A 20795-nucleotide genomic window follows, 5' to 3' on the forward strand; every position below is an offset into this window, starting at 1 on the left:
TTGTCCAGCGGGCGTGACCGAAATCACACGCGCAGCGGTAACCCGAAATGGCCATCCCGTAGTCTTTACAACCATGCGCGTCAGGGAGAAGGGCGACCGGGGAGTCGTCCAATCTGTGGTTCTGTTCCTCGGGGTGAGCGTGCTGTCGGGGGCGTTGGCCGCCGGTCTCGCGATCCCGTTCGCCGGCCTCGCCGGGTTCACCACGGAGAAGACTTCCGACACATTGCAGGACCTGCCGCAGCAGTTCGACGAGGTGCCGCTGAAGCAGAAGAGCACCATCCTGGCCGCCGACGGCACGCCGATCGCCACGCTCGCCGAGCAGAACCGGGTCCCGGTCAAGCTCAAGGACGTCGCGCCGATCATGCAGAAGGCGATCGTCGCGATCGAGGACGACCGCTTCTACGAGCACGGCGCGCTGGACGCGAAGGGCACGCTGCGCGCGCTGCTGCAGAACCAGTCGTCCGGCTCGGTGCAGCAGGGTGGCTCGAGCATCACCCAGCAGTACGTGAAGATCAGCCTGGTCGAGAAGGCGAAGACGCCGGCCGAGGTGGCCGCCGCGACCGCCGACACCTACCAGCGCAAGGTCGCCGAGCTGCGGTACGCGATCGCGGTCGAGAAGCAGTACTCGAAGAACGAGATCCTCGAGAAGTACCTCAACCTCGCCAACTTCGGCGACGGCGCCTGGGGTATCCAGGCCGCCGCCCAGCACTACTTCTCGGTGAACGCCTCCCAGCTGACGCTGCCGCAGGCCGCGATGCTGGCCGGCCTGGTGAAGAACCCGACCGGCTACGACCCGACCAACGACCCCAAGCGCGCCAAGGACCGCCGCGACGTGGTCATCCGCCGGATGCTCGAGCTGCACGTCATCTCGGTCGCCCAGGCCAACTCAGCCCTGAAGACCCCGGTCATCGACCCGCTGAAGGTCCGCCCGAACAAGCTGGGCTGCGCCAACGGCAAATACCCGTTCTACTGCGAGTACGTCGTCTCCTTGCTCGAGGACAACCCGGCCTTCGGCAAGACGACGGCCGACCGCGCCAGCTACATCAAGACCGCCGGCCTGACCATCAAGACGTCGCTCGACCCGAAGATCCAGGCCGACGCGCAGCGCTCGATCGACACCCACTCCCAGACCACCGACCGGGCGGTGGCAGCCATCACGATCGTCGAGCCCGGCACCGGCCTGGTGAAGGCGATGGCCCAGAGCCGCACGTACGGCAGCAAGCGCGGCCAGACGTCGTACAACTACAACGTCCCGAAGACCTATCCGGGCGGGTTCGGCGGGTGGCAGAACGGCTCGACGATGAAGGCGTTCACGATCGCCGCGGCGATCCAGAAGGGCATCCCGCTCAATTACAAGATCAACTCGCCGAGCCCACTGCAGATGGGCGGCCAGAAGTTCAGTACCTGCAACGGCACCGTGCCGGTCGAGAAGGGATACGCGCCGAAGAACTCGACGACGAACGTCCCGGTCCCGACCATGATCGAGGCGGCGCAGAAGTCGACCAACACCTACTTCCTGCAGCTCTCGCAGCGAACGGGCCTCTGCCCGATCGCCAAGATCGCCAGCGCCTTGGGCATGTACCAGGCCCAGTCCAGTGAGCCGCTCCAGCAGGTCCCCTCGATGACTCTGGGCATCGACCAGATCTCCCCGCTGCAGCTGGCCAACGCGTACGCCGCCTTTGCCGCCCGCGGGATGTACTGCACGCCGTGGCTGATCACCTCGGTCAAGGACTCGGCCGGCAAGTCGGTGAGCATCCCCGGTGCGCAGTGCAAGCAGGCGCTGTCACAGGAGGTCGCCGACGGTGTGAACGCGGTCCTGCACCAGGTCATGGAGCCGAAAGGCACCGGCGGCAAGCTGAAGTTCGGCAAGAGCGACCTGGCCGGTAAGACCGGAACCATCAACGAAGCCAAGGCCGTTTGGTACGCCGGCTACTCGAGCAAGCTCTCCGCGGCTGCAACGGTGGCCGACGCCTCTCCGCCGTACACGGAGCTGCAGGGCCAGACCTTGAACGGCAAGCCGATCCACGACGCGTCCGGTTCGGGGACCGCGGGACCGATCTGGGAGGCCGCGATGAAGGCCGCCCTGCAGGGCTACCCGACGACGAAGTTCGTCGCGCCGTCCAGCGTGATCCAGCGCGGCAACGTGAAGGACCTGCCGTTCGTGAACGGCATGAACCCGGAGGACGCCGCGAACAAGCTGCGCCAGGCCGGCTTCGAGGTCGCGATCGCCTCCGGCACGGTCAACTCCGAGGAGACCGCCGGCACCGTGGCGTACACCGACCCGCGGCAACGCGACGGCGCCCCGGCCGGCTCCCTGGTGACGATCTACGTCTCCAACGGCAGCAAGAAGAACGCGCCGAAACCGGGAACGACGAACACCCCGAAACCGCCGACGCAAACGCTGAATCCGAACTGCCCGCCCTGGAACCCGAAGTATCCGAACTGCGGCGGCCGCGGCCACGGCTGACAGCATCGAGGGCCTCGTCCGTTCCGGCCGAGGCCCTCGGCATTTCACGAGCGAAAACAGCAGACCTTCACAACGTGGTGATCTTGCAGCCGTCGTCGTGGTCCGAAGTGAAGACGCAGAACCGTTCCCACGGATAGGCCTGGGAAATCATCTTGGTCCACTGCGGTCCACCTCTGGGATTGGAGGTGTAGACGATCTGTGTGACTGGATGACCCGAACTGTCGTACACGCCGCCCGCAATGTAGGCGTACTGCCCGTCGCCGCCGGAGGTTGAAGAGTCGTACCGCAGACGGGTCCAGAACGCATGACAGCTCGGGGACCATCTCAGCTCGGCGATGTATCCGCCGTAGTACGACAACAGGTCCAGCTTCGTGACAGCGTCGTTCGAGCAGCCGGTCGTTTCCGGATCCAGGCCGTTACATCCCGCGTACGTGCACGGAGCCGCCAGCGCCGGCGCCGTGTTCAGCACCGAGACAGCTGTGACGGCGGCGCCGGCCGCAATCATGGTGGAAATCATTCTTCGAATATGCATTGCCGTCCCCTCATTGACCGCGTCTGATCGAGCATGGATACAAGGCTCATCGACCGCCAGGCGGCAGCGCGGTCGAATCGCGAGATCACCGGAAGACCCAGGCGGTGTAGTCGGAGCTACCGCCACCGCTTGACGAGCGGTTGGCCACGGCGCGGAAGTACCAGCCGCCCGGGAACATGTTCGTCCACTCGCGCGCCTCCCCGGGGCAGAACTCGACGCCCAGCCGCGCCTGGACGATCAGATTGCTGCGCGCCCGCTCGATCTGCAGGGTGAAACAGTTCCAGTTCGGCATCCAGTCGGACGCCGCCCAGGCCGCGCGGCAGGCCGGCGAGTACAGCACCTGCAGACTGCCACCCCAGGCCGGATCGGAAATCAGGCGCTGATCCTTCGTGCACCCCATCGCCACCGGGCCTTTGTTGTAGCAGGTGTCTCCATAGCAACCCACCGCATACGCACTCGGAGCTCCGAGAGCGAATACCCCGGTGAGCATCAGGGCCGCGACGAGAAACATTCGTAGCAGTCGCATCATTCACCTCACATGATTGAAGAAGAACCGCCTCACATACTTCGCCTCGAGCGTCAGGCGGACAGCCGCCAAGGCGATACCTGGGATGCATGCGATTCGCCAGAACTGCGGCGTGTTCGGGTAGTCCTGGCTGAGCGAAACGGCGAGGATGACCAATACGCACAGAACCGCGAGGAGCAACAGCACCCTGCTCAGGTGCTTCCAGCGGAGCCCGGGTTCGGCGAGCGCGCGCGAACGCGCTCGCCGAACCGGTACACAGGCCAGCAGGAGACCCGGTACAGGCACGCTCAGCATGTAGATCCAGAGCGCCATTACTAGCCGCCGGCGTCCGGATCGACGCCGAGATCCTTGTCGATACAGAAATGAACACTCGTCGGGTCGACGCCGGGAGTGTTGAAGCCCGCGAACAGCCCCCAGGGATTGCCCGATCTGCCGGTGTCGGTGTCGCAGTCCCCGAAGGGGTTGTCCCACCAGTTGTCGGGGTCGGGGATGCGGCTGAACTTGACGAAGTCGCCGCGCATCAAGGGATCAGGTGAGTATCGCCATTCGCCGGTGTTCTCGACGGCAGCGCCGTTGCGGTACAGGTACTGGTCAGTCATCCAGGAAGCACGCAGGACGCGGCCCTGGGACTGCGGAGCGATCAGTTTGCCGTTCGCGCAGATGGTGAACGCGAGTTCTTGCCAGATCGGTGGCGCCTGGTTGAAGACCGACGCGGGCGGAGCGCCGTTGAACGCTCCCGTGTCGAACCAGACGTCGTAGATGTCTTTCGCGACGTTCTTCACCGAGGCCGGGATGTCGCTGCGATCGTTGATCTGCTGCTTCCATGCTTCGACCCGGCTGGACACGTACCCGACGCCCAACATGGGCCGGAAGCCGTCCACCCCGCCGAACGTGTGGATCGCGAAGATGCAGTCCGTTCCAGGCTGGCCGGCCTCGTTCACCAGGAGCGGCGCGCGGCCGGCAGGCTTGAACGCACGGGCCGGGAAGAACGTCGTGTTCGGTGTGACCGACCTGATCTGGTGGTCGTAGGTGTTCAGGTTGGTGGTCGAGTAGCTCAGGTCCGGCTTGGCGATGCTGTAGTCCTGTGCGACCGCGTCGAAGAAGTCGGTGATCAGTCGCGGTATGTAAGTGTTCCCCGCCCGCTGGCCGTACTCGACATCCGCGGATCCCTCCATGATCTGATCGATGCCGGTGCTGACATAGTTGACCCTCACAGTTGTTCGTACCTTGTACGCGTCCGCGTCCGTGTCGAACTCCGGTGGTTTCTGAGCGATCGTCGGCCTGTACTGCAGTTTGTTCGCCTCGGCCAGCAAGACTGCCGGGCTCATGCCGTCGTCGTCGGCGTCCGGGCTCGTGTAGGCGGCAAGGTTCTCGTCGCGCCACACCGTGCCCATGAGCCGAGTCGCGGGACCTCCGTCGCGGACCAGTCCTGGCGCTCTCTCGGCGCCCCAGTCGTAGAGAGCTTGCGGGCCGCCGAGCGGGCCGGCCAGCCATGACGTCGTACCGGACGTGGTGACGTCGGTGTCAGGATCGAAGTAGGCGTAGGCGTCGATGTTCTCGGTGACGGGGACGCCCAAGACCGGGATGAACGCCATTGCGTCGAACGCGACGGTGCCGGCGCCGCCGATGACGTCGTCCTGGGTGACGTTCGTCAACTGCACCTGAGCGTTGGAGTCCAACTGGAAGGCTCCCAGGGTTTTCCAGTGGTTGAAGTGCTCATGCTGGTTGATCACCTTCTCGACGACCTTGCCGTCGGCGGTCGTGATCTTGTAAACCGCAGACGAGACGCTCGCGCCCGCTCGGGGAATGTGGGCCCTCACCAGGTACGACCCCGTGAGGTTGGTCGGCCTCCAGGTCCCCGTCACCTTGTGCGCGGTGTCGCTCGCCACCCGGTTGCCGGTGAAGAAGGTGTGCGCACCGAAGCCGACAGCAGCCTGGTGGAAGTCGATGATTCCCAACGGTGCCCCTGAGGCGTCCTTGCCGACCTCATAGGTGAAGGTTCCCTGATTGGTCCAGTTCCGGTTCGGACAGAAGATGTTCTTCGAAGGATCCGGGATGTCGTCGACGATGACCGCATCCGGCCCGAGCTCGGAGTCACAAGCGGGCTCCCACGGGTTCGGGGCTGTCGGTTCCGGCGCACCGGCCGTCGTCGTGAAGTTCGACGTAGTGCAGAGGTTCAACGGCGCGCAGCTCTTGAAACTCACCGGCTCGTGCCACCAGCACCTGTAGTCCGCGCGTGTGCAACCGGTCGCAGTCGCCGGGTCGCACGAGTTCGCCGCCGTGCAGAACGTGTTGATGGCCGGGTACGGGTAGTTCGTCCCGGGCGCCGCCGGTTCGTAGGCGTCCTCGCCCTTGTAGTTCTTGATGGGCGTCTCGGCCCATCCGATGATCCGCTCCTGATAGGGCCAGTCCGAGGGATGTTCGGCGTCCGCGTAGGTGGCTCGCAGGAACACGGTGCGAGTCGGTGGATAGTCAGGGTTGCGCGGGTTGTTGCTCCAACCAAGGCCCCAGTTGCCGAACTCGTCGGTGCAGGTCGGACCGGGTGTACAGCCTGTGGTGTTTCCGAAGCGCGCGTCGGGCTGCACGCCCGAGTTGTACGCCCATAGCGCCAGATACCAGTTCTCCACCGCAGACGGGTCGCTGTTGTTCAGCTTGATCCCCGCGTCCTGCAACTGGTTCCACTTCTTGACCAGGATGTTCATACCGGCCTGGATGTTCTCGGCATAGTCGATCGCGATCTTGGCCTTGCCGTTGGGCGTGATGGAGGTTTCCGAAGCCGCCATGCCGGACGTGACCTGTGAGATGCCGTAGCCGCAGTCCGCCTTGGTGTAGTCGATCACGTCGAGCGTTCCGCCCGCGCCGTAGTAGTTGCCGATGACGGAGTTGCCACCGGATCCCGGCAAGGTGCGCCGGGAGGCCTGCCGGTAGGCCGACTCCTGCGCGAGTACGCCGTTGAAGACAGCCGGTGGAACGTTGCCGCCGGCAGGTTTGATCGTCTGCAGGCGGAAGTCGCTGCTCGGGTTGTACGACGGCAACCCACTCTTCAGATAGTCCGCGGGTCGCGTCGGCAGCGAATTGCGACTCGCCTGCTCAACAGCCCAACTTGCCTGCACGTCGTTGGCTCCGTAGGCCATCCGGGTCGGCTCATTGCGAGGCACACCGCACTTCGGAGTGGTGAAGTCGCCGCTCGGCGCGAACTGCCGTGTCGTGGTGACGGTCGTCGGCACCGCCTCCGTCACGGATGCAGCGGACTCGACGGGAAACCGCCCGGTCAGCAGCCTTCCGGTCTGCGCCGAGAAGAGCCGCTTCTCCTCGGGAGCGGGGGTGGCCTGCGTCGTCTCCGAGTCGCCCTCGCCAGGTACGACGGTGCGTTGCGTGACAGACCCGGCCGTTGTGGTCGCGAGCACCACTTTGCCTTCAGCGCTGATCGCGTCGACGGCCAGATCACGGCCGACCACACCGCTGCCGTCGCCGGAGGTCAGCTTCGGCCGGGCTATCCGGGTCGTCCCGGTCTCCTGCTTCGGCGGAGCCTCCAGGCCGCTCACCCGCGGAACCGCGTTCTCGGACGCGTAGATCTGCGCGGCATCCTTGGTGCCCGAACCCGCGAGGTGGAGCCGGGATCCCTCGACGGCGTAGGCATCGACCGTGTTTCCCCGCAGTACAGCGACGGTCTGCCCTGTTCCCCGGGCGACCAAGCGATAGGGGACACCGCTGACGATCCTGGTCCGCAGGCCGGCCTTCCCACCAGGCCGAAGGGCAAGGATTCCACCCGTTCCGAGCGCGACTGCCGTGGAGCCGTCCGGCACCGGCGAGGTCAACTGTTGCTTGACCACACCGAGGCTTGTGACACGTCTGCTCGATGCGTCCGCGACCAGCACTTCGCTCTGCTGCTGGTCGTCGCCGAGGTTTCGCATCAGAGCGACCTTCGCACCAGCACCACAGTTCGTGGCGTGGTACTTGAACGCCACTTCGTTCGCCAGCGGCCATACCTTGCCGTCGGCGATCGACACGACGTACGCGAGCGCACCGCGGTCCCGCAGCCGCGGGACGTTGACCGCCCACCGCGGCATCAACGTCGCGACCGCGAACCGCCGGTTACCGGTCAGGCAGGTGTAGCCGAGCCAGTCGTCACCGTCGTATCCAGCCGGCCGGATGGTCGCCAACGGCCGCAGGACGTACTTCTCCTTCTCCAAGGCGATGTACAGCGTGTAGCCATCGGAATGGCTGCGTCCGGTGAGGAGGACGTCGTCACCTGTCCACCACCTTGAGTTGACGGTCGCGACGTCGGCGCCGTTCGCCGGAGCCACGGATGGTCCGCCCGAAGTGTCGGTGGGCGACTGCCCGTAGCTGTCATGCGCCTCGGCCGACGGTAGTTGGGCGCCTTGTGCAACGGCCCCAGAAACCAACGCGAAAATCACAAGAAGGGCATGCCGAAACGACCTGTTGAACATTGAAAGCCTTCCATCTACGGGGCGGCGGATAGAAAGACTGCTCAAGTACTATAAGGTAGTGATTTTGCATCCACTATCATTGGCGCTAATAGCGCAGAAACGCTCCCACGGATACGCCTGAGAAATCATCTTCGTCCAGGAAATTACTTGCGTCGAATTTTCAGACTCGGTCGTGTATACGATCTTCGTCACTGGATTTCCGCTCGCGTCGTACACCCGCCAGCAATATAGGCGTATTGGCCTTCCACACCCTCAGCGGCGGCCGGGCTGACCCTGGTCCAGAATGCGTGGCAACTGGGCGACCACCTGAGCTCCGCCCGGTAGCCGCCGTACGTCGTGAGCAGATCCAACTTGGTGACTGCGTCGTTCGAGCAACCGGTGGTTTCTGGGTCCAGGCCATTACATCCGGCGTAGGTGCATGGGGCCGCCAACGCAGGCGCCGTGTTCAACACCGCGACAGCTGCGACAGCGACGCCAGCCGCGAGCAGATTTGAAATGCTCCTCCGGATACCCATTGTCACCCCCTCGTCGACCCCGAGTAATCGAGCAAGGAGAACGTACGGTCCGGCGCGGAGGCCCGGCAAGGCCCTCGCGAACAATTGCAGCTTGTTGCAGAAAGGTTTGTCAGGCGCCGAGCTGGCGCTTCACCTCGGCGGAGACGGCGCCGCCGTCGGCCTTGCCCTTGACCTTGGGCTGGAGGGCGCCCATGACCTTGCCGATGCCGCGGGGGCCCAGTTCGGCGGCGCCGGTGGCGGCGATGGTCTCGGTCACCAGGGTCTTGATCTCGTCCTCGGTGAGCTGCTCGGGGAGGTACTCGGCGAGGATGTCCGCCTCGGCCTGTTCCTTGTCGGCGAGCTCGGCGCGGCCGGCCTCGCGGTAGGCGACGACGGACTCCCGGCGCTTCTTCGCCTCGGAGCCGAGCACGTCGACGATCTCGGGGTCGGTGAGCTCGCGGGCCTCCTTGCCGGCCACCTCCGCCTTGGTGATCGCGGTGAGCGCCATCCGCAGGGTCGACTTGCGGATCTCGTCGCGCGCCTTGAGGGCGGCGGTCATGTCGTCGTGCAGGCGCTGCTTCATTCCGGAGTTGGACATACCTGAGATTGTGGCAGGCTGGTGAAATGAGCTTGCGCGGGATCGCCGGTACCACTCTGAAGACCACCGCGGTGGTCGGCGCCGTGGGCGCCGCCTGTGTCGCGTACGCGGCCGCGATCGAGGTGCGCTGGTTCACACTGCGCAAAGTCACCGTGCCGGTGCTGCCCGAGGGGACGGCGCCGCTGAGGGTGCTGCACCTGTCGGATCTGCATCTGATGCCCGCCCAGGAGAAGAAGATCCGCTGGGTCAACGACCTGGCGGCGCTCGAGCCCGATCTGATCGTCAACACCGGCGACAACATCTCCAGCGAGCACTCGGTCGCCCCGCTGCTGCGTGCGTACGCCGACCTGCTCGACCTGCCCGGCGTGTTCGTGTTCGGCTCCAACGACTACTGGAAGCCGCATTTCAAGAACCCCGGCAAGTACCTGCTCCCCGCGCACAAGCAGCGCCACAAGCCGCACGGCCCCGACCTGCCGTACGAGGAGATGCGCCGCGCGTTCAGCGGCGCCGGCTGGACCGACCTGAACAACGCCAAGGCCACGCTGAAGGTGAACGGCCTGCGCCTCGACTTCGCCGGTACCGACGACCCGCACATCAAGCGCGACCGGTACGAGGAGGTCGCGGGCGAGATCGACCCGACCGCGGACCTGTCGATCGGGGTCACGCACGCGCCGTACCAGCGGGTCCTGAACGGCTTCGTCGGCGACGGCTATCCGCTGGTGCTCGCCGGCCACACGCACGGCGGCCAGCTCGCCGTGCCGTTCTACGGCGCCCTCGTGACGAACTGCGACCTCGACACGTCCCGTGTGAAGGGCCTGACCACGTGGGGGTACGGCGGTCGGCAGGCGGCCCTGCACGTGTCCGCGGGCCTCGGTACGTCACCGTACGCGCCGGTCAGATTCGCGTGCCGGCCGGAGGCGACGCTGCTGACTCTCGTCCCGCGGAACAACCCGATTTCGTCCGCACGCTGAGGGCATGTAAGCTACTCGCGAATTCGGGCTGTGGCGCAGCTTGGTAGCGCGCTTCGTTCGGGACGAAGAGGTCGCAGGTTCAAATCCTGTCAGCCCGACCACCATTGAGGGTCAGTCACTGCGGTGACTGACCCTCAGTGCGTTAGGACGTGTCGCGGAGGTGCTTGGGTGGGCAGGGCCGATCACTACGAGGTGCTGAACGTCGAGCGCACGGCCAGCACCGCGGAGATCAAGTCCGCGTACCGGAAGCTCGTCCGTCAGGTGCACCCGGACCAGGGCGGCAACGCGGCCCTCTTCCGCCTCGTCCAGGACGCCTGGAACACCTTGTCCGACCCGGCCAAACGCGCCGCCTACGACCGCGGCCTCGACCGCCCGACCGAAGCACCCCGGACTCCTCCGCGCCGCGACCCGGACCCCGAACCAGAGCCGACCTGGACCTGGTCAACCGACCAACCATGGTCCAGCGACCAGCCCGGGTCCACCAACCGCTCCCAGTCCGGCCAGCAGTCCCAGTCCGGCCAGCAACCGCGGTCCGGTGAGCAGCCGTGGTCCGATGAGCAGCCGTGGTCCGATGAGCAGCCGTGGTCCACGGATCAGCCGTGGGCCAGTGCGGAGCCACGCACGGCCGACCCGTCCGGCGAGCGTGCCCCGTCGGTTGACGCAGGCCTTGTTCAGGTCCGCCCGGCATTCGGCCGCTGGCGCCTTCCTGCGCTCATTGCGCTGGCCGCCTTCGCCGTGCTGGACATCGTCGTCCTCGTCAGCGGCAGCTATCACGGCTTCTGGGACGTCGCCTTCGGCATCTGCACCGCGGCCATGATCGTCGTCGCGCTGCCGCCGCACTGGAGCCGGCGAGTCCCGCTCCGCGGCCTGTTCATGACCCTCGGCGTCATCACCGCCGCGTTCTACCTGCTGGCGCTCGTGCTGACCGCACTCCCGTTCGCAGCGGACAACGACTCCACGATCGGCCGCGTCCTGATCGGCGTGATGGTCGTCGGCCTCGTAGTCGTCCGGATCCTCACCGGCCGCTGGTCCAAGGCCCACGCACTCGACCGCGCGATCGACCGCACCGCGGCCTACGAGTTCAACCTCTGGGGCCGTCCCGGAGAACCCCTCGTCGACGACGCGCTGGCCGCGCCGATCACGCCGTACGACGTCCTGCTGCAGCGCCGGACGGCCAACCTCCTCGATCCGGTGATCACCGCCCTCCCCGCGGCGAAACTCGTCCACGGCGCGCAATTGGGCGCGGTCGCCGTCGACCACATGCTGCTCAACGGCCACCGCGTCGCGCTGATCGTCTCGCTGGTGGGGCCGCCCGGCGAGTACTCCCTCGACTCCTACGGCTCCCTCGTACTCAACGGCCAGCCGCTCGACAGCCCGCTGTCCGCACTCGAAGCCGCCGTCGCGTCCTGGCGCGGCCGGCTCCGCACAGCCGAGGTCCGCGGCTTCCTGGTCATCCATCCGTCCGTCGACGGCCACATCACCACCCGCCCCACGACCGGGACCGCCGTCACCTGCCTGTCCACCCGGTCCGCCGCCGACGAACTCCTCACCTGGCTCCAACCAGAAGGCAACATCCTCGACCGCCACCTCCTGTACGACGTCCTGCACCGCGCGCCGTACGGCCTAATCTGAACGTATGCAGCGGGTTGATCTCGGTGAGGTGGAGTACGACGTCGCCGCGAAGGACATGCGGGGCTGGGTCGAGGAGCGGGTCGGACACCGGGCCGGGGATCGGCTGTTTCTGCTGAGTCATCCGCCGGTGATCACGTACGGGCCGCGGACCGTGCTCGACGATCTGCCGGCGGAGACGGCGGGGATCCCGGCGGTGCAGGTCGACCGCGGGGGCTTCGCGACGTACCACGGGCCCGGTCAACTGGTCGGCTATCTGGTGATCGACCTGCATCAGCGCGGCCCGGTCGACATCGTGCGGTGGGTGGAGAACGGGCTCATCGACGCCCTCGGCTCGCTCGGCTTCCCGCTGGTACGGCGGGACACCCCGAAGGGCGCGAGCAGCCTCGTCGGAGTCTGGACCGCGGACGGGCGGAAGCTGTGCTCGATCGGTATGCGGATCCGGCGGGGCGTGACCAGTCACGGGTTCTCGATCAACGTGGACCCGGACATGACGGTGTTTCACACGTTCACGAGCTGCGGCCTGCACGACGTCACGATGGTGTCGCTCGCGGAGCTGGCGGCCGAGCAGGGCACGGCCGCACCGAGCGACGCCGACGTGCGCGATGCCGTCGCGCGCAGCCTGGGAGCCCGATAGCCTGCGGCAATGAGTCAGGAGGACGACGGCGACCGGATGCCAGAGGATCTGGAGGCCGTCCTGGAGGCCGCCGACGAGGCGGAGGAGGCCGAGCAGGCCGGGAAGGGGCGGTACGACGCCCCGCCGCTGCCGCCCGCGCTGATCCTGGGTGTCGTCGGGCTGCTGTGCGGGTTCGCGACCATCGCGCTGGTGTGGCTGAGTGAGCGCAGCTGCGAGCGGTTCCGCGACACCACGAACTGCGGCGCGCTCGGACTGCCGCTGCTGGTGCTGATCGTGGTCGTGACGATGGTGCTCGGTGGCCTGGCGCTCAGCCGGCTGGCGATGCCGCACCCGAAGCTGATCCCGTTCCTCGGCGTCGCGTTCATGGTCGCGCTGGTCGTCGCGTTCCTGACCGGCCGGCTGGACTCGCCCTGGATCCTCGCCGTCGTACCGGCGCTGACCGCCATCACCTTCCTGCTCGCCGATCTCGTCGCCCGACTGCTGGAGCGTGCCGATGCCTGACCTGCCCGTCTACGAGTGCCCGCGGACCGCCACCGCGCCGAAGCTCGACGGCACCCTGACCGACCCCGCCTGGGACGCCGCGCCCTGGACCACGGACTTCGTCCCGATCCACGACGGTCCCGCGCCGCGGTTCCGGACCCGGGCGAAGCTGATGTACGACGACGAGTACCTGTACGTCGGCGGTCTGCTCGAGGAGCCGCACGTCTGGTCGACGATGACCGAGCACAACAGCAAGCTGTTCCACGAGAACAACTTCGAGCTGTTCCTCGACCCGGACGGCGACGGGCTGAACTACTACGAGTTCGAGATCAACGCGCTCGGCACGATCTGGGAGCTCACGCTGCCCAAGCCGTACGTCGACGGCGGCCTCCCGATCGACCCGACGAACCTGCCCGGCCTGCGGACCGCGATCCACGTCGACGGTACGGTCAACGACCCGTCCGACACCGACACCGGCTGGTCGGTCGAGCTGGCCGTGCCGTGGGCCGACCTGGCCGCGTACAACAAGGGCCGGGCGACGCCCCCGAACCCGGGCGACGAGTGGCGGATGAACCTGATGCGCTGCGAGTGGCCGCACGAGGTCGTCGACGGGGCGTACGTGAAGGGCGAGGACATCGAGTTCTGGGTGTGGTCGCCGCAGGGCATCGAGGACATGCATCGGCCGGCCACCTGGGGCGTCCTCCGTTTCTGACCCCGCTGACCCCTGTGACACGGCGTTAACACGGCCAAGAGACAATGAGGTACGTGAACTTGGGGGGCAACGGCGATCTCGACGGCGACCAGGTCGTCAGCGCGATCGAGCGTGCCTGCGAGAGCGACCTGCGGACCGCGCTGCGGCTGGTTGCGCGCTACTCAGCGTACTGGTGGTCCAACGGGCTCCAGGACGAAGCAGCGGCCGCTGCGGAGCGGGTGCTCAGCATGCTCGGCCGGACCGTCCCGGTCGGGCTCGACGAGGAGTACCTGCTGGCGGTCGTGCACGGCGCCGCGTCGGCGGAGCAGGAGCAGGTGGAGCTGGCCCAGCAGATCGTGCTGACGACGACCGGGCCGTTCCGGTACTCCGTGACCGTGCTGCTCTGGTCCCTCGTGTTCGGGCCGTTCGAGCCGGCGGCGGTGGTCGAGGAGGTGCTGGAGCGCAACGAGGGCGGTGACGCGTGGACGCGTGCGGCCGTCGAGCTGTGCCGCGGGTACCCCGGCCTGACCACGGCCGCGCCGGGTGACGCCGTACAGGCCTTGCGTACGGCGCTGGGCCGGTTCCGGATGCTGGAGGACCGGTGGGGCATGTTCCTGGCCCTGAACGGGCTGCGGCAGGTCGTCGACGAGCCGCTGGACGTCATCACCGAGGCGATCCGGCTGGCGGAGCACCTGTGTCTCGCCGAGGAGACCGCGCTGCTGCTGTGCGAGCGGGCAGACCTCTACCGACGGCAGGGGAAGCTGGAGGACGCGCACGAGGACTACAGCCACGCGCTGTCGATCGGCGAGCACGCCGACCTCCCGGAGAGCGTCGCCGCGGCGCGGATCGGGCTGAGTCGTGCGGCGCGCGGCTCGGGGAACCTCCCGGCGGCTCGCGCGCACCTGTCCGCCGTCCTCGCGCTCCCCGACCTGGACGTCGCCCACCACGAGGCGGTCCTCGAACTCGCCGCGCTGAACGCCTCCGAGGCGTCGGCGTAGGACCCGACCACACTGCCGGGTGGTACGCCGCCACATCTGTGGCACCGCCCACATCGCGAGACACCGTTCGGCTGGTTAGAGTCGGAGCGAATCGGCCTCGACATACTGCAACGGAGCAGCTGATGGACAAGACGTACGGGTCGCCGCAGGAAGCGGTGGCGGACATCGGGGACGGCGCCAGCCTCGCCGTCGGCGGTTTCGGGTTGTGCGGCAACCCGATGCAGCTGATCAGCGCTCTGCACGACAAGGGGGTGTCCGGGCTCAGCGTCGTGTCGAACAACTGCGGCGTCGACGACTGGGGCCTCGGCATCCTGCTCGCGGACAAGCGGATCGCCAAGATGACCTCGTCGTACGTCGGGGAGAACAAGGAGTTCGCCCGGCAGTTCCTGTCCGGTGAGCTGGAGGTCGAACTGACGCCGCAGGGCACGCTGGCCGAGAAGCTCCGGGCCGGCGGCTGCGGGATCGCCGCGTTCTACACGCTGGCCGGCGTCGGCACCCAGGTCGCCGAGGGCGGGCTGCCGCAGAAGTACAACGCGGACGGCTCGGTCGCGAAGGCGTCGGAGGCCAAGGAGACGCGGGAGATCAACGGCACGACGTACGTCCTGGAGGAGTCGATCACCACCGACTTCGGGCTGGTGCACGCGCTCAAGGGCGACACCCACGGGAACCTGGTCTTCGACCGCAGCGCGCGGAACTTCAACCCGCTCGCCGCGATGGCCGGCCGGGTGACGATCGCTTCCGTCGAGGAACTGGTTCAGCCTGGTGAGCTGGACCCGGACTCGATCCACCTGCCGGGCGTCTACGTCCAGCGCGTCGTTGCGGTCGGCAAGGACATCGAGAAGCGGATCGAGAAGCGCACGGTGCAACCCCGCGAGGCCTTCGAGGCCCAGCGCGAGAAGCTGGAGGCCTGAGATGCCACTCACCCGTGAGCAGATGGCCGCCCGGGCCGCCGCCGAGCTCGAGGACGGCTCGTACGTGAACCTCGGCATCGGCCTGCCGACGCTGGTCCCGAACTACATCCCGGACGGCGTCACCGTCGTCCTGCAGTCCGAGAACGGCATCCTCGGCGTCGGGCCGTACCCGGTCGAGGGCGACGAGGACCCGGACCTGATCAACGCCGGCAAGGAGACCGTCACGACGATGCCCGGAGCATCGTTCTTCGACTCCTCGCTGTCGTTCGGAATGATCCGCGGCGGCGCGATCGACGCGGCCATCCTCGGCGCCATGCAGGTGTCGGCCACCGGCGACCTGTCGAACTGGATGATCCCCGGCAAGATGGTCAAGGGGATGGGCGGCGCGATGGACCTCGTGCACGGCGCCAAGAAGGTGATCGTGCTGATGGAGCACGTCGCCAAGGACGGCTCGCACAAGATCCTGTCCGAGTGCGACCTGCCGTACACGGGCCGCGGTGTGGTGAACCGGATCATCACCGACCTGGCGGTCCTGGACGTCACCGACGACGGCCTGCAGCTCGTCGAGCTGGCCGAGGGCGTCACCTTCGACGAGCTGCAGGACAAGACCGGGGCCCCGATCAAGCAATGAACTCCGTCTCCGGCAGCGCACTGCTCCAGTTGTGCGGGCGGTGCCGGAGATGCTGGTCGAAGAACGCCGGGACGTACGCGCGGAGGGCGCGCAGGACGTCGTCCGCGTCCGCCGTACCGACGGTGTTCGCGATCAGCTCCGGCGGGACGGTGAAGAACCGCTGGAACCACGGGATCAGCGCCTGGTAGTCGACGAAGCTGTAGTGCCGGCCGTTGGGCAGGTTCAGGTCGCGTTTCCAGCCTGACGAGCGCTCCCAGAAGAGTCCCCAGGACGGGTCGGTCCGGTGATCGTGCGGCCCCGGACCGACCGCGCCCGAGCCCATCAGCAGGAACGGGCGAGTCGTCCCTCGCGCGACGGTCGGGCAGTCGGCCGGGGCGTCGTACCCGTAGCCGAGCTCGCCGTCCATGTCGATCGCGGCGCGGATCCGCGGGTCGGCGACCAGCAGGTCGATCGAGCTCAGGCCGCCGGCCGAGTGACCGTACGCGCCGATCCGGTCGAGGTCGAGGACCGCGCCGAGCCCTCTCGGGAGACTGCGGTGCTCCGCGTCCGGGTTCTCGCCGCGGGCGAGCCGGGCGAGCGCGTCGAGGACGAAGCGGAGGTCGTCGAAGCGGGCGGTGCGGGCGAGCAGCGCGTACGGCGCCGGCGGCAGGGTCTGTACTTCGAGGCGGTGGCCGGGGAACTCGACGCCGGCGACCTCGTACGTGTGGTCGACGGTGACCACGACGTACCCGCGGCTGGCGAGCTCCGCGACGCTGATCGACGCGAGCCCGCGCGGCACACCGAAGCCGGGCGAGAACAGGACGACCGGCCGCTTCCCCGGAAGGACCGGCGCGAGGAGGCCGCCGTAGCTCCTGGCCCCGACCCAGTCGATGGCGCCGACGGGCTGCTCGAGCGCGATCGCCGCCCCCTCGCCGAAGACCTCCGCGGTCAGCGGCGACAGGTACGGCGCGGGCGCGGCCGGGCGGCGCGCCGGATACCAGATGCTGATCATCAGCTCCCGCGGCCGCCCAGGCACGTACGGGTCGTCCCGCCGTTGGTCGACGAGGTGCAGCTCCGTCGTACCCACCGCAAAGACCCCGGTCGGCCGCGGCAGACGGATCGGCACCGCCGCCGACCGCGCGCCGCCGACCCGCCCGCCGGTCGGCGTGAGTCCGGCGCCCCGACCCGGGGCGACTCCGTCCGGTGCGGGCACGCTGCCCACCTCGGACGCCGCGCCCCCGCCCGCCACGGGCGCCGTACCTCCGCCTGCCGCGAGGGCGCTTCCTCCTCCCATCAACGACGAGCCGGCGAAGCCGGCGAGTGGGGCGAGCACGGTGGACGCGATGAGAGTTCGGCGATTGAGCATGGCCCGACTGTGCCCGGACACCAACTATCCGTTCAGCTTGCGAAAGACACCTGTGATCCCTGGCGAAAGTCGGGTATGACGGGACAGGTGGAGCTGGATGTGCTGGTGATCGGCGGAGTAGGCATCGACACGATCGTGCGGGTGCCGGGCCTGCCGTTGGCGGACGTCGACACGGTCCCGGTCGAACCTATCGAGTCGTACCTGGCGCACACCGGCCACGGCGTCGCGCTCGGCTGCCACCTGCTCGGGCTGCAGTCCGGTCTGGTGGACGTGATCGGCAACGACCCCGAGGGCGCGCGGATCCGCCGCGAGTACGACGAACTCGGCATCCCGCTGCGCGTCGTGCTGCACCCGAGCGGGACCCGCCGGTCGGTCAACCTGGTCTCCCCGGACGGCCGCCGGCTGTCGATGTACGACGGCCGCCACCCGCAGGGTCTGCGCGTCGACCCGAACCTGTGGCGCCCGGCGCTCCGCCTCGCGCAGCACGTACACGTCTCGATCATGGACTTCGCCCGCGACGCCCTCGGCGACGCGATCGCCGCCGACCGGTCGATCTCGACCGACCTGCACGACTGGGACGGCCGCAACGACCACCACAAGGACTTCGCGACCGCGTCCGACATCGTCTTCGTCTCGACCACCGCGCTGCCGCCCGACGGCGTCGACTGGATCCTCGCCAACGGCCGCGCCGACGTGGTGGTCGCGATGGCCGGCGCGGACGGCAGCTACCTCCACGTCCGCGGCAAACCGGTCCGCCACTTCCCCGCGATCACCTTCCCCGACCGCCCGGTCGTCGACACCAACGGCGCCGGCGACGCCTATGTAGCCGCCTTCCTGGCCCGCTACCTCGACGGAGCCCCCTGGCAGGACGCCGCCACCGCCGGCACCGTAGCCGCCAGCTGGGCCTGCGGCTCCGCCGGCACCCACACCAACCTCATCACCGCCGAGGAACTAGCTGTTCGAAGTAGAAGGCTCGGATGAAGCAGTCTCGGGGTTGGGTGACGGCGAACAGGACGCAGTCGACGACCGAGTCGGCGGTGAGAGGGGCGTCGGGGTGGCGGGGGCCGGATTGGGTGAAGTCCGGTGGGTAGAGGGAGATGACGCGGATGCCTTCCGGGCGGAGGCGATCGGAGAGGATCTCGGCGTAGCCGGCTTGGGCGTGCTTGGCGGCGTAGAAGGCTGCGTGTGCCTCGGAGCGGTGTTGGCCGGGCTCGCCGGCGGCTGAGATCAGGTTGACGATGTCCGGGGTGTCGGACTGCCTGAGCAGCGGGAGCAGCCGTTCGGTCAGCAGCACCGTGCCGGTGGCGGCCCCGGCGATGGTGTCGATGATGTCGGCCGGGCCGGCGTCCCCGGCCAGGTAGCGCGCGCCGCTGTTGACCAGGATGTCCAGCCGATCGACGGGCAGCTGCTCGATCGATGCCGGGTCGGCGAGATCGAGTACGGCGGCCGTCGCCCGCCCGCCCGCGGCGTGGATCAGCTCGACCGTTTCCTCGGCGGCGGCCCGGGTCCGGGCGGTTGCGAGGACATGGGCATCACGCGCGGCGAAGGCGAGCGCGAGCTTGCGGCCGGTGTCGCGGCCGGCGCCGGTGACGAGGACGTGAGTCATGCCCGGCAGACAACCACCTCAAGTCGGCTGGAGGTCAACCGCGCGTCATCGGCGGGTGCAGCGTGGTGGCGGTGCCGCGGTGGAACAGCTGGGCCGGACGGCCGCCGTCGCGCGTCGTGGTCGTACCCACAGCAGCGACGAAGTCGGGCGTCTTGGTGACCTTGCGGTGGAAGTTCCGCGGGTCGAGCGGGATGCCCCAGACCGCCTCGTAGACCCCGCGGAGCTCGGAGATCGTGAACTCCGCCGGACAGAACGCCGTGGCCAGCGGTGAGTACTCCAGTTTCGCGCGCGCCCGCTCCACCCCGTCGGCCAGGATCCGGTGATGGTCGAACGCCAGCCGCCCGGAATCCGCCAGTACGTCGGCCGCGTCGACCCAGCCCGCCGACGCCGCGTCGGAGCCGGCGACCGGCGCGGGCAGATCCGGTACGAGGGCCAGGTACGCGACGCTGACCACCCGGCCGCGCGGGTCCCGGTCCGGAGCGCCGTACGTCGCGACCTGCTCGAGGTGGATCCGCTCCGCGGCCAGCCCGGTCTCCTCCGCGAGTTCGCGGCGCGCGGTCGTCTCGAGGTCCTCGTCCGGCCGGACGAATCCGCCGGGCAGCGCCCAGCGCCCCTGGTACGGCGGGATGCCGCGGCGGATCAGCAGCACCTGGAGGCGGCCGTCGCGGACGGTCAGGATGACCAGGTCGGTGGCCAGGCCGAGCGGCTCGAAGTCCATGACCACACTCTAATCGTCATCTTGACGAGAAGTCATCCAGCCCCTTATCGTCATAGTGACGACAAGGAGTACAGAGATGGCAGACATCACCCGGTTCCGCTTCATCAGCCACCTGCGGGCCAACCCGACCACCCACGTGCGGCACCTGCGCAACGGCAAGGTCGCGCACGACGGCGCCGGTCAGGCGTTCTGGTTCCGGGCGTTGAACTCGTCGCTGAGCGAGATCCCGATCGACGACCGTGAGCAGCCGTTGCTGTTCCACGGGCGCACGCAGGACTTCCAGGACGTCGCGGTGCAGGCCACCGTCACGTACCGGGTGACGGACCCGGCGCTGGCCGCGAGCCGGCTGGACTTCGGCATCGACCCTGGCACCGGCCAATGGCGGTCCACGCCGCTCGAGCAGCTCGGCGGTCTGTTGACCGAGCTCGCCCAGCAGACCGCTCTCGACCTGCTCGCCCGGATGACACTCACGGAGGCGCTCTCCGAGGGCATGACCGCGCTGCGTCAGGCGGTCGGCACCGGTCTGCGGGAGGATCAGCGGCTGACGGGCCTCGGGATCGGCGTCGAGGACGTGCGCGTGGTCGCCGTACGGGCCGAGCGTGACGTGGAGAAGGCGCTGCAGACGCCGACCCGCGAGATGGTGCAGCAGGCGGCCGACAAGGCGACGTACGAGCGGCGGGCGCTGGCCGTCGAGCGGGAGCGGTCGATCGCGGAGAACGAGCTGCAGAACCAGATCGAGCTCGCCCGGCGCGAGGAGCAGCTGGTCAACCAGCACGGGCAGAACGAGCGCCTGCGGGCCACCGAGGCGGCTGCGGCCGGCCAGATCGAGACGCACGCCGCGGCCGGTCGCCAGCGCGCACTGGCCGAGGCCGAGGCGGACGCCAAGCGAGTGATCGGCGCCGCCGAGGCTGCGGCCGAGCAGGCGATGCTGGCCGCGTACGCCGAGCTGGACCAGGGGACGATCCTGGCGATGGCGATCAAGCAAGGCGCCCTGCCGGAAATCGGCACCCTGAACCTGACCCCCGACCTCCTGACCCCACTCCTCACCAAACTCACCACCGGAGACCGGCAGTGAGCCCGAACCCAACACCCCCGACGGCTCAGGGGACC

At 68.1% G+C, this 20795-nt stretch carries 20 protein-coding genes and 1 tRNA gene; 12 read left to right on the forward strand and 9 right to left on the reverse strand.

The features are described 5' to 3' along the window. Nucleotides 1-73: 73 nt before the first annotated feature. The gene (locus ABZW60_RS08360; protein ID WP_355475072.1) at nt 74-2467 is read left to right on the forward strand and encodes a penicillin-binding protein; all 2394 of its coding nucleotides are present in this window, start codon (nt 74-76) and stop codon (nt 2465-2467) included. A gap of 67 nt (nt 2468-2534) precedes the next feature. Here the strand turns inward: ABZW60_RS08360 and ABZW60_RS08365 are convergent, their stop codons facing one another. From ABZW60_RS08365 to ABZW60_RS08390, 6 genes are all read right to left on the reverse strand, one after another. Continuing rightward, nucleotides 2535-2984: a DUF2690 domain-containing protein gene (locus ABZW60_RS08365; RefSeq protein WP_355475073.1), complete on the reverse strand. Its 450-nt coding sequence runs from the start codon at nt 2982-2984 to the stop codon at nt 2535-2537. A gap of 100 nt (nt 2985-3084) precedes the next feature. Further along, nucleotides 3085-3510, reverse strand: a complete 426-nt coding sequence (locus tag ABZW60_RS08370) for a DUF2690 domain-containing protein (protein WP_355475074.1) — start codon at nt 3508-3510, stop codon at nt 3085-3087. 18 nt (nt 3511-3528) lie between these two features. After that, the gene (locus tag ABZW60_RS08375; RefSeq protein ID WP_355475075.1) at nt 3529-3837 is read right to left on the reverse strand and encodes a hypothetical protein; all 309 of its coding nucleotides are present in this window, start codon (nt 3835-3837) and stop codon (nt 3529-3531) included. 2 nt (nt 3838-3839) lie between these two features. Further along, on the reverse strand, nt 3840-7832 hold the full coding sequence (locus tag ABZW60_RS08380; protein ID WP_355475076.1) for a hypothetical protein: 3993 nt from the start codon (nt 7830-7832) through the stop codon (nt 3840-3842). A 332-nt stretch (nt 7833-8164) separates the two neighbouring features. Continuing rightward, complete coding sequence (locus ABZW60_RS08385) at nt 8165-8491, reverse strand: DUF2690 domain-containing protein (protein WP_355475077.1); 327 nt, start codon at nt 8489-8491, stop codon at nt 8165-8167. 109 nt (nt 8492-8600) lie between these two features. Further along, a complete protein-coding gene (locus ABZW60_RS08390) occupies nt 8601-9068 on the reverse strand; it encodes a GatB/YqeY domain-containing protein (RefSeq protein ID WP_355475078.1) in 468 nt (155 codons plus the stop codon). A 26-nt stretch (nt 9069-9094) separates the two neighbouring features. Between ABZW60_RS08390 and ABZW60_RS08395 the strand changes: the two genes are divergently transcribed. The 9 genes from ABZW60_RS08395 to ABZW60_RS08435 all read left to right on the forward strand — a co-directional run bounded on the left by ABZW60_RS08395 (nt 9095) and on the right by ABZW60_RS08435 (nt 16016). Continuing rightward, nucleotides 9095-10039 (forward strand): metallophosphoesterase, encoded by a 945-nt coding sequence (locus tag ABZW60_RS08395; RefSeq protein WP_355475079.1) that lies wholly within the window; start codon nt 9095-9097, stop codon nt 10037-10039. A gap of 24 nt (nt 10040-10063) precedes the next feature. Continuing rightward, nucleotides 10064-10140 (forward strand) — tRNA-Pro (locus tag ABZW60_RS08400). A gap of 67 nt (nt 10141-10207) precedes the next feature. Then, on the forward strand, nt 10208-11671 hold the full coding sequence (locus ABZW60_RS08405; RefSeq protein WP_355475080.1) for a J domain-containing protein: 1464 nt from the start codon (nt 10208-10210) through the stop codon (nt 11669-11671). A gap of 4 nt (nt 11672-11675) precedes the next feature. Next, entirely contained in the window at nt 11676-12305 is a 630-nt protein-coding gene (gene lipB / locus ABZW60_RS08410; RefSeq protein ID WP_355475081.1) for a lipoyl(octanoyl) transferase LipB, read from the forward strand. 9 nt (nt 12306-12314) lie between these two features. Next, entirely contained in the window at nt 12315-12806 is a 492-nt protein-coding gene (locus tag ABZW60_RS08415; protein WP_355475082.1) for a hypothetical protein, read from the forward strand. Then, entirely contained in the window at nt 12799-13497 is a 699-nt protein-coding gene (locus tag ABZW60_RS08420; RefSeq protein ID WP_355475083.1) for a carbohydrate-binding family 9-like protein, read from the forward strand. The genes ABZW60_RS08415 and ABZW60_RS08420 overlap by 8 nt, the downstream gene beginning before the upstream one ends. A 53-nt stretch (nt 13498-13550) precedes the next feature. Continuing rightward, nucleotides 13551-14474 carry a tetratricopeptide repeat protein gene (locus tag ABZW60_RS08425; protein ID WP_355475084.1) on the forward strand — a complete coding sequence of 308 codons (924 nt, stop codon included), beginning with the start codon at nt 13551-13553 and terminating at the stop codon, nt 14472-14474. A 122-nt stretch (nt 14475-14596) separates the two neighbouring features. Continuing rightward, entirely contained in the window at nt 14597-15385 is a 789-nt protein-coding gene (locus ABZW60_RS08430; RefSeq protein ID WP_355475085.1) for a CoA transferase subunit A, read from the forward strand. A gap of 1 nt (nt 15386) precedes the next feature. Beyond that, on the forward strand, nt 15387-16016 hold the full coding sequence (locus ABZW60_RS08435; RefSeq protein WP_355475086.1) for a CoA transferase subunit B: 630 nt from the start codon (nt 15387-15389) through the stop codon (nt 16014-16016). Here the strand turns inward: ABZW60_RS08435 and ABZW60_RS08440 are convergent. Beyond that, entirely contained in the window at nt 16006-17361 is a 1356-nt protein-coding gene (locus ABZW60_RS08440) for a hypothetical protein (protein ID WP_355475087.1), read from the reverse strand. The genes ABZW60_RS08435 and ABZW60_RS08440 overlap by 11 nt on opposite strands. A 75-nt stretch (nt 17362-17436) precedes the next feature. Here ABZW60_RS08440 and ABZW60_RS08445 point away from each other — a divergent pair, with 75 nt between their 5' ends. Continuing rightward, a complete protein-coding gene (locus ABZW60_RS08445) occupies nt 17437-18342 on the forward strand; it encodes a carbohydrate kinase family protein (RefSeq protein WP_355475088.1) in 906 nt (301 codons plus the stop codon). Here the strand turns inward: ABZW60_RS08445 and ABZW60_RS08450 are convergent. Both ABZW60_RS08450 and ABZW60_RS08455 read right to left on the reverse strand, forming a co-directional pair. Further along, nucleotides 18299-18967: an SDR family NAD(P)-dependent oxidoreductase gene (locus ABZW60_RS08450; protein WP_355475089.1), complete on the reverse strand. Its 669-nt coding sequence runs from the start codon at nt 18965-18967 to the stop codon at nt 18299-18301. The two genes, ABZW60_RS08445 and ABZW60_RS08450, sit on opposite strands and share 44 nt — an antisense overlap. 34 nt (nt 18968-19001) lie before the next feature. Further along, nucleotides 19002-19685: an NUDIX domain-containing protein gene (locus tag ABZW60_RS08455; protein ID WP_355475090.1), complete on the reverse strand. Its 684-nt coding sequence runs from the start codon at nt 19683-19685 to the stop codon at nt 19002-19004. A 76-nt stretch (nt 19686-19761) separates the two neighbouring features. Between ABZW60_RS08455 and ABZW60_RS08460 the strand changes: the two genes are divergently transcribed. Then, a complete protein-coding gene (locus ABZW60_RS08460; RefSeq protein WP_355475091.1) occupies nt 19762-20760 on the forward strand; it encodes an SPFH domain-containing protein in 999 nt (332 codons plus the stop codon). Nucleotides 20761-20795 lie beyond the last annotated feature (35 nt).

The organism is Kribbella sp. NPDC003557 (assembly GCF_040610805.1).
Lineage (GTDB): Bacteria > Actinomycetota > Actinomycetes > Propionibacteriales > Kribbellaceae > Kribbella.

Bases quoted from the DNA above. Each gene is read 5' to 3' on its own strand.
- ABZW60_RS08390 (WP_355475078.1), bottom strand. From the start codon at position 9,068: ATGTCCAACTCCGGAATGAAGCAGCGCCTGCACGACGACATGACCGCC.
- ABZW60_RS08365 (WP_355475073.1), bottom strand. From the start codon at position 2,984: ATGATTTCCACCATGATTGCGGCCGGCGCCGCCGTCACAGCTGTCTCG.
- ABZW60_RS08460 (WP_355475091.1), top strand. From the start codon at position 19,762: ATGGCAGACATCACCCGGTTCCGCTTCATCAGCCACCTGCGGGCCAAC.
- ABZW60_RS08415 (WP_355475082.1), top strand. From the start codon at position 12,315: ATGAGTCAGGAGGACGACGGCGACCGGATGCCAGAGGATCTGGAGGCC.
- ABZW60_RS08385 (WP_355475077.1), bottom strand. From the start codon at position 8,491: ATGGGTATCCGGAGGAGCATTTCAAATCTGCTCGCGGCTGGCGTCGCT.
- ABZW60_RS08450 (WP_355475089.1), bottom strand. From the start codon at position 18,967: ATGACTCACGTCCTCGTCACCGGCGCCGGCCGCGACACCGGCCGCAAG.
- ABZW60_RS08360 (WP_355475072.1), top strand. From the start codon at position 74: ATGCGCGTCAGGGAGAAGGGCGACCGGGGAGTCGTCCAATCTGTGGTT.
- ABZW60_RS08370 (WP_355475074.1), bottom strand. From the start codon at position 3,510: ATGTTTCTCGTCGCGGCCCTGATGCTCACCGGGGTATTCGCTCTCGGA.
- ABZW60_RS08440 (WP_355475087.1), bottom strand. From the start codon at position 17,361: ATGCTCAATCGCCGAACTCTCATCGCGTCCACCGTGCTCGCCCCACTC.
- ABZW60_RS08395 (WP_355475079.1), top strand. From the start codon at position 9,095: ATGAGCTTGCGCGGGATCGCCGGTACCACTCTGAAGACCACCGCGGTG.
- ABZW60_RS08420 (WP_355475083.1), top strand. From the start codon at position 12,799: ATGCCTGACCTGCCCGTCTACGAGTGCCCGCGGACCGCCACCGCGCCG.
- ABZW60_RS08445 (WP_355475088.1), top strand. From the start codon at position 17,437: ATGACGGGACAGGTGGAGCTGGATGTGCTGGTGATCGGCGGAGTAGGC.
- lipB (WP_355475081.1), top strand. From the start codon at position 11,676: ATGCAGCGGGTTGATCTCGGTGAGGTGGAGTACGACGTCGCCGCGAAG.
- ABZW60_RS08375 (WP_355475075.1), bottom strand. From the start codon at position 3,837: ATGGCGCTCTGGATCTACATGCTGAGCGTGCCTGTACCGGGTCTCCTG.
- ABZW60_RS08435 (WP_355475086.1), top strand. From the start codon at position 15,387: ATGCCACTCACCCGTGAGCAGATGGCCGCCCGGGCCGCCGCCGAGCTC.
- ABZW60_RS08455 (WP_355475090.1), bottom strand. From the start codon at position 19,685: ATGGACTTCGAGCCGCTCGGCCTGGCCACCGACCTGGTCATCCTGACC.
- ABZW60_RS08430 (WP_355475085.1), top strand. From the start codon at position 14,597: ATGGACAAGACGTACGGGTCGCCGCAGGAAGCGGTGGCGGACATCGGG.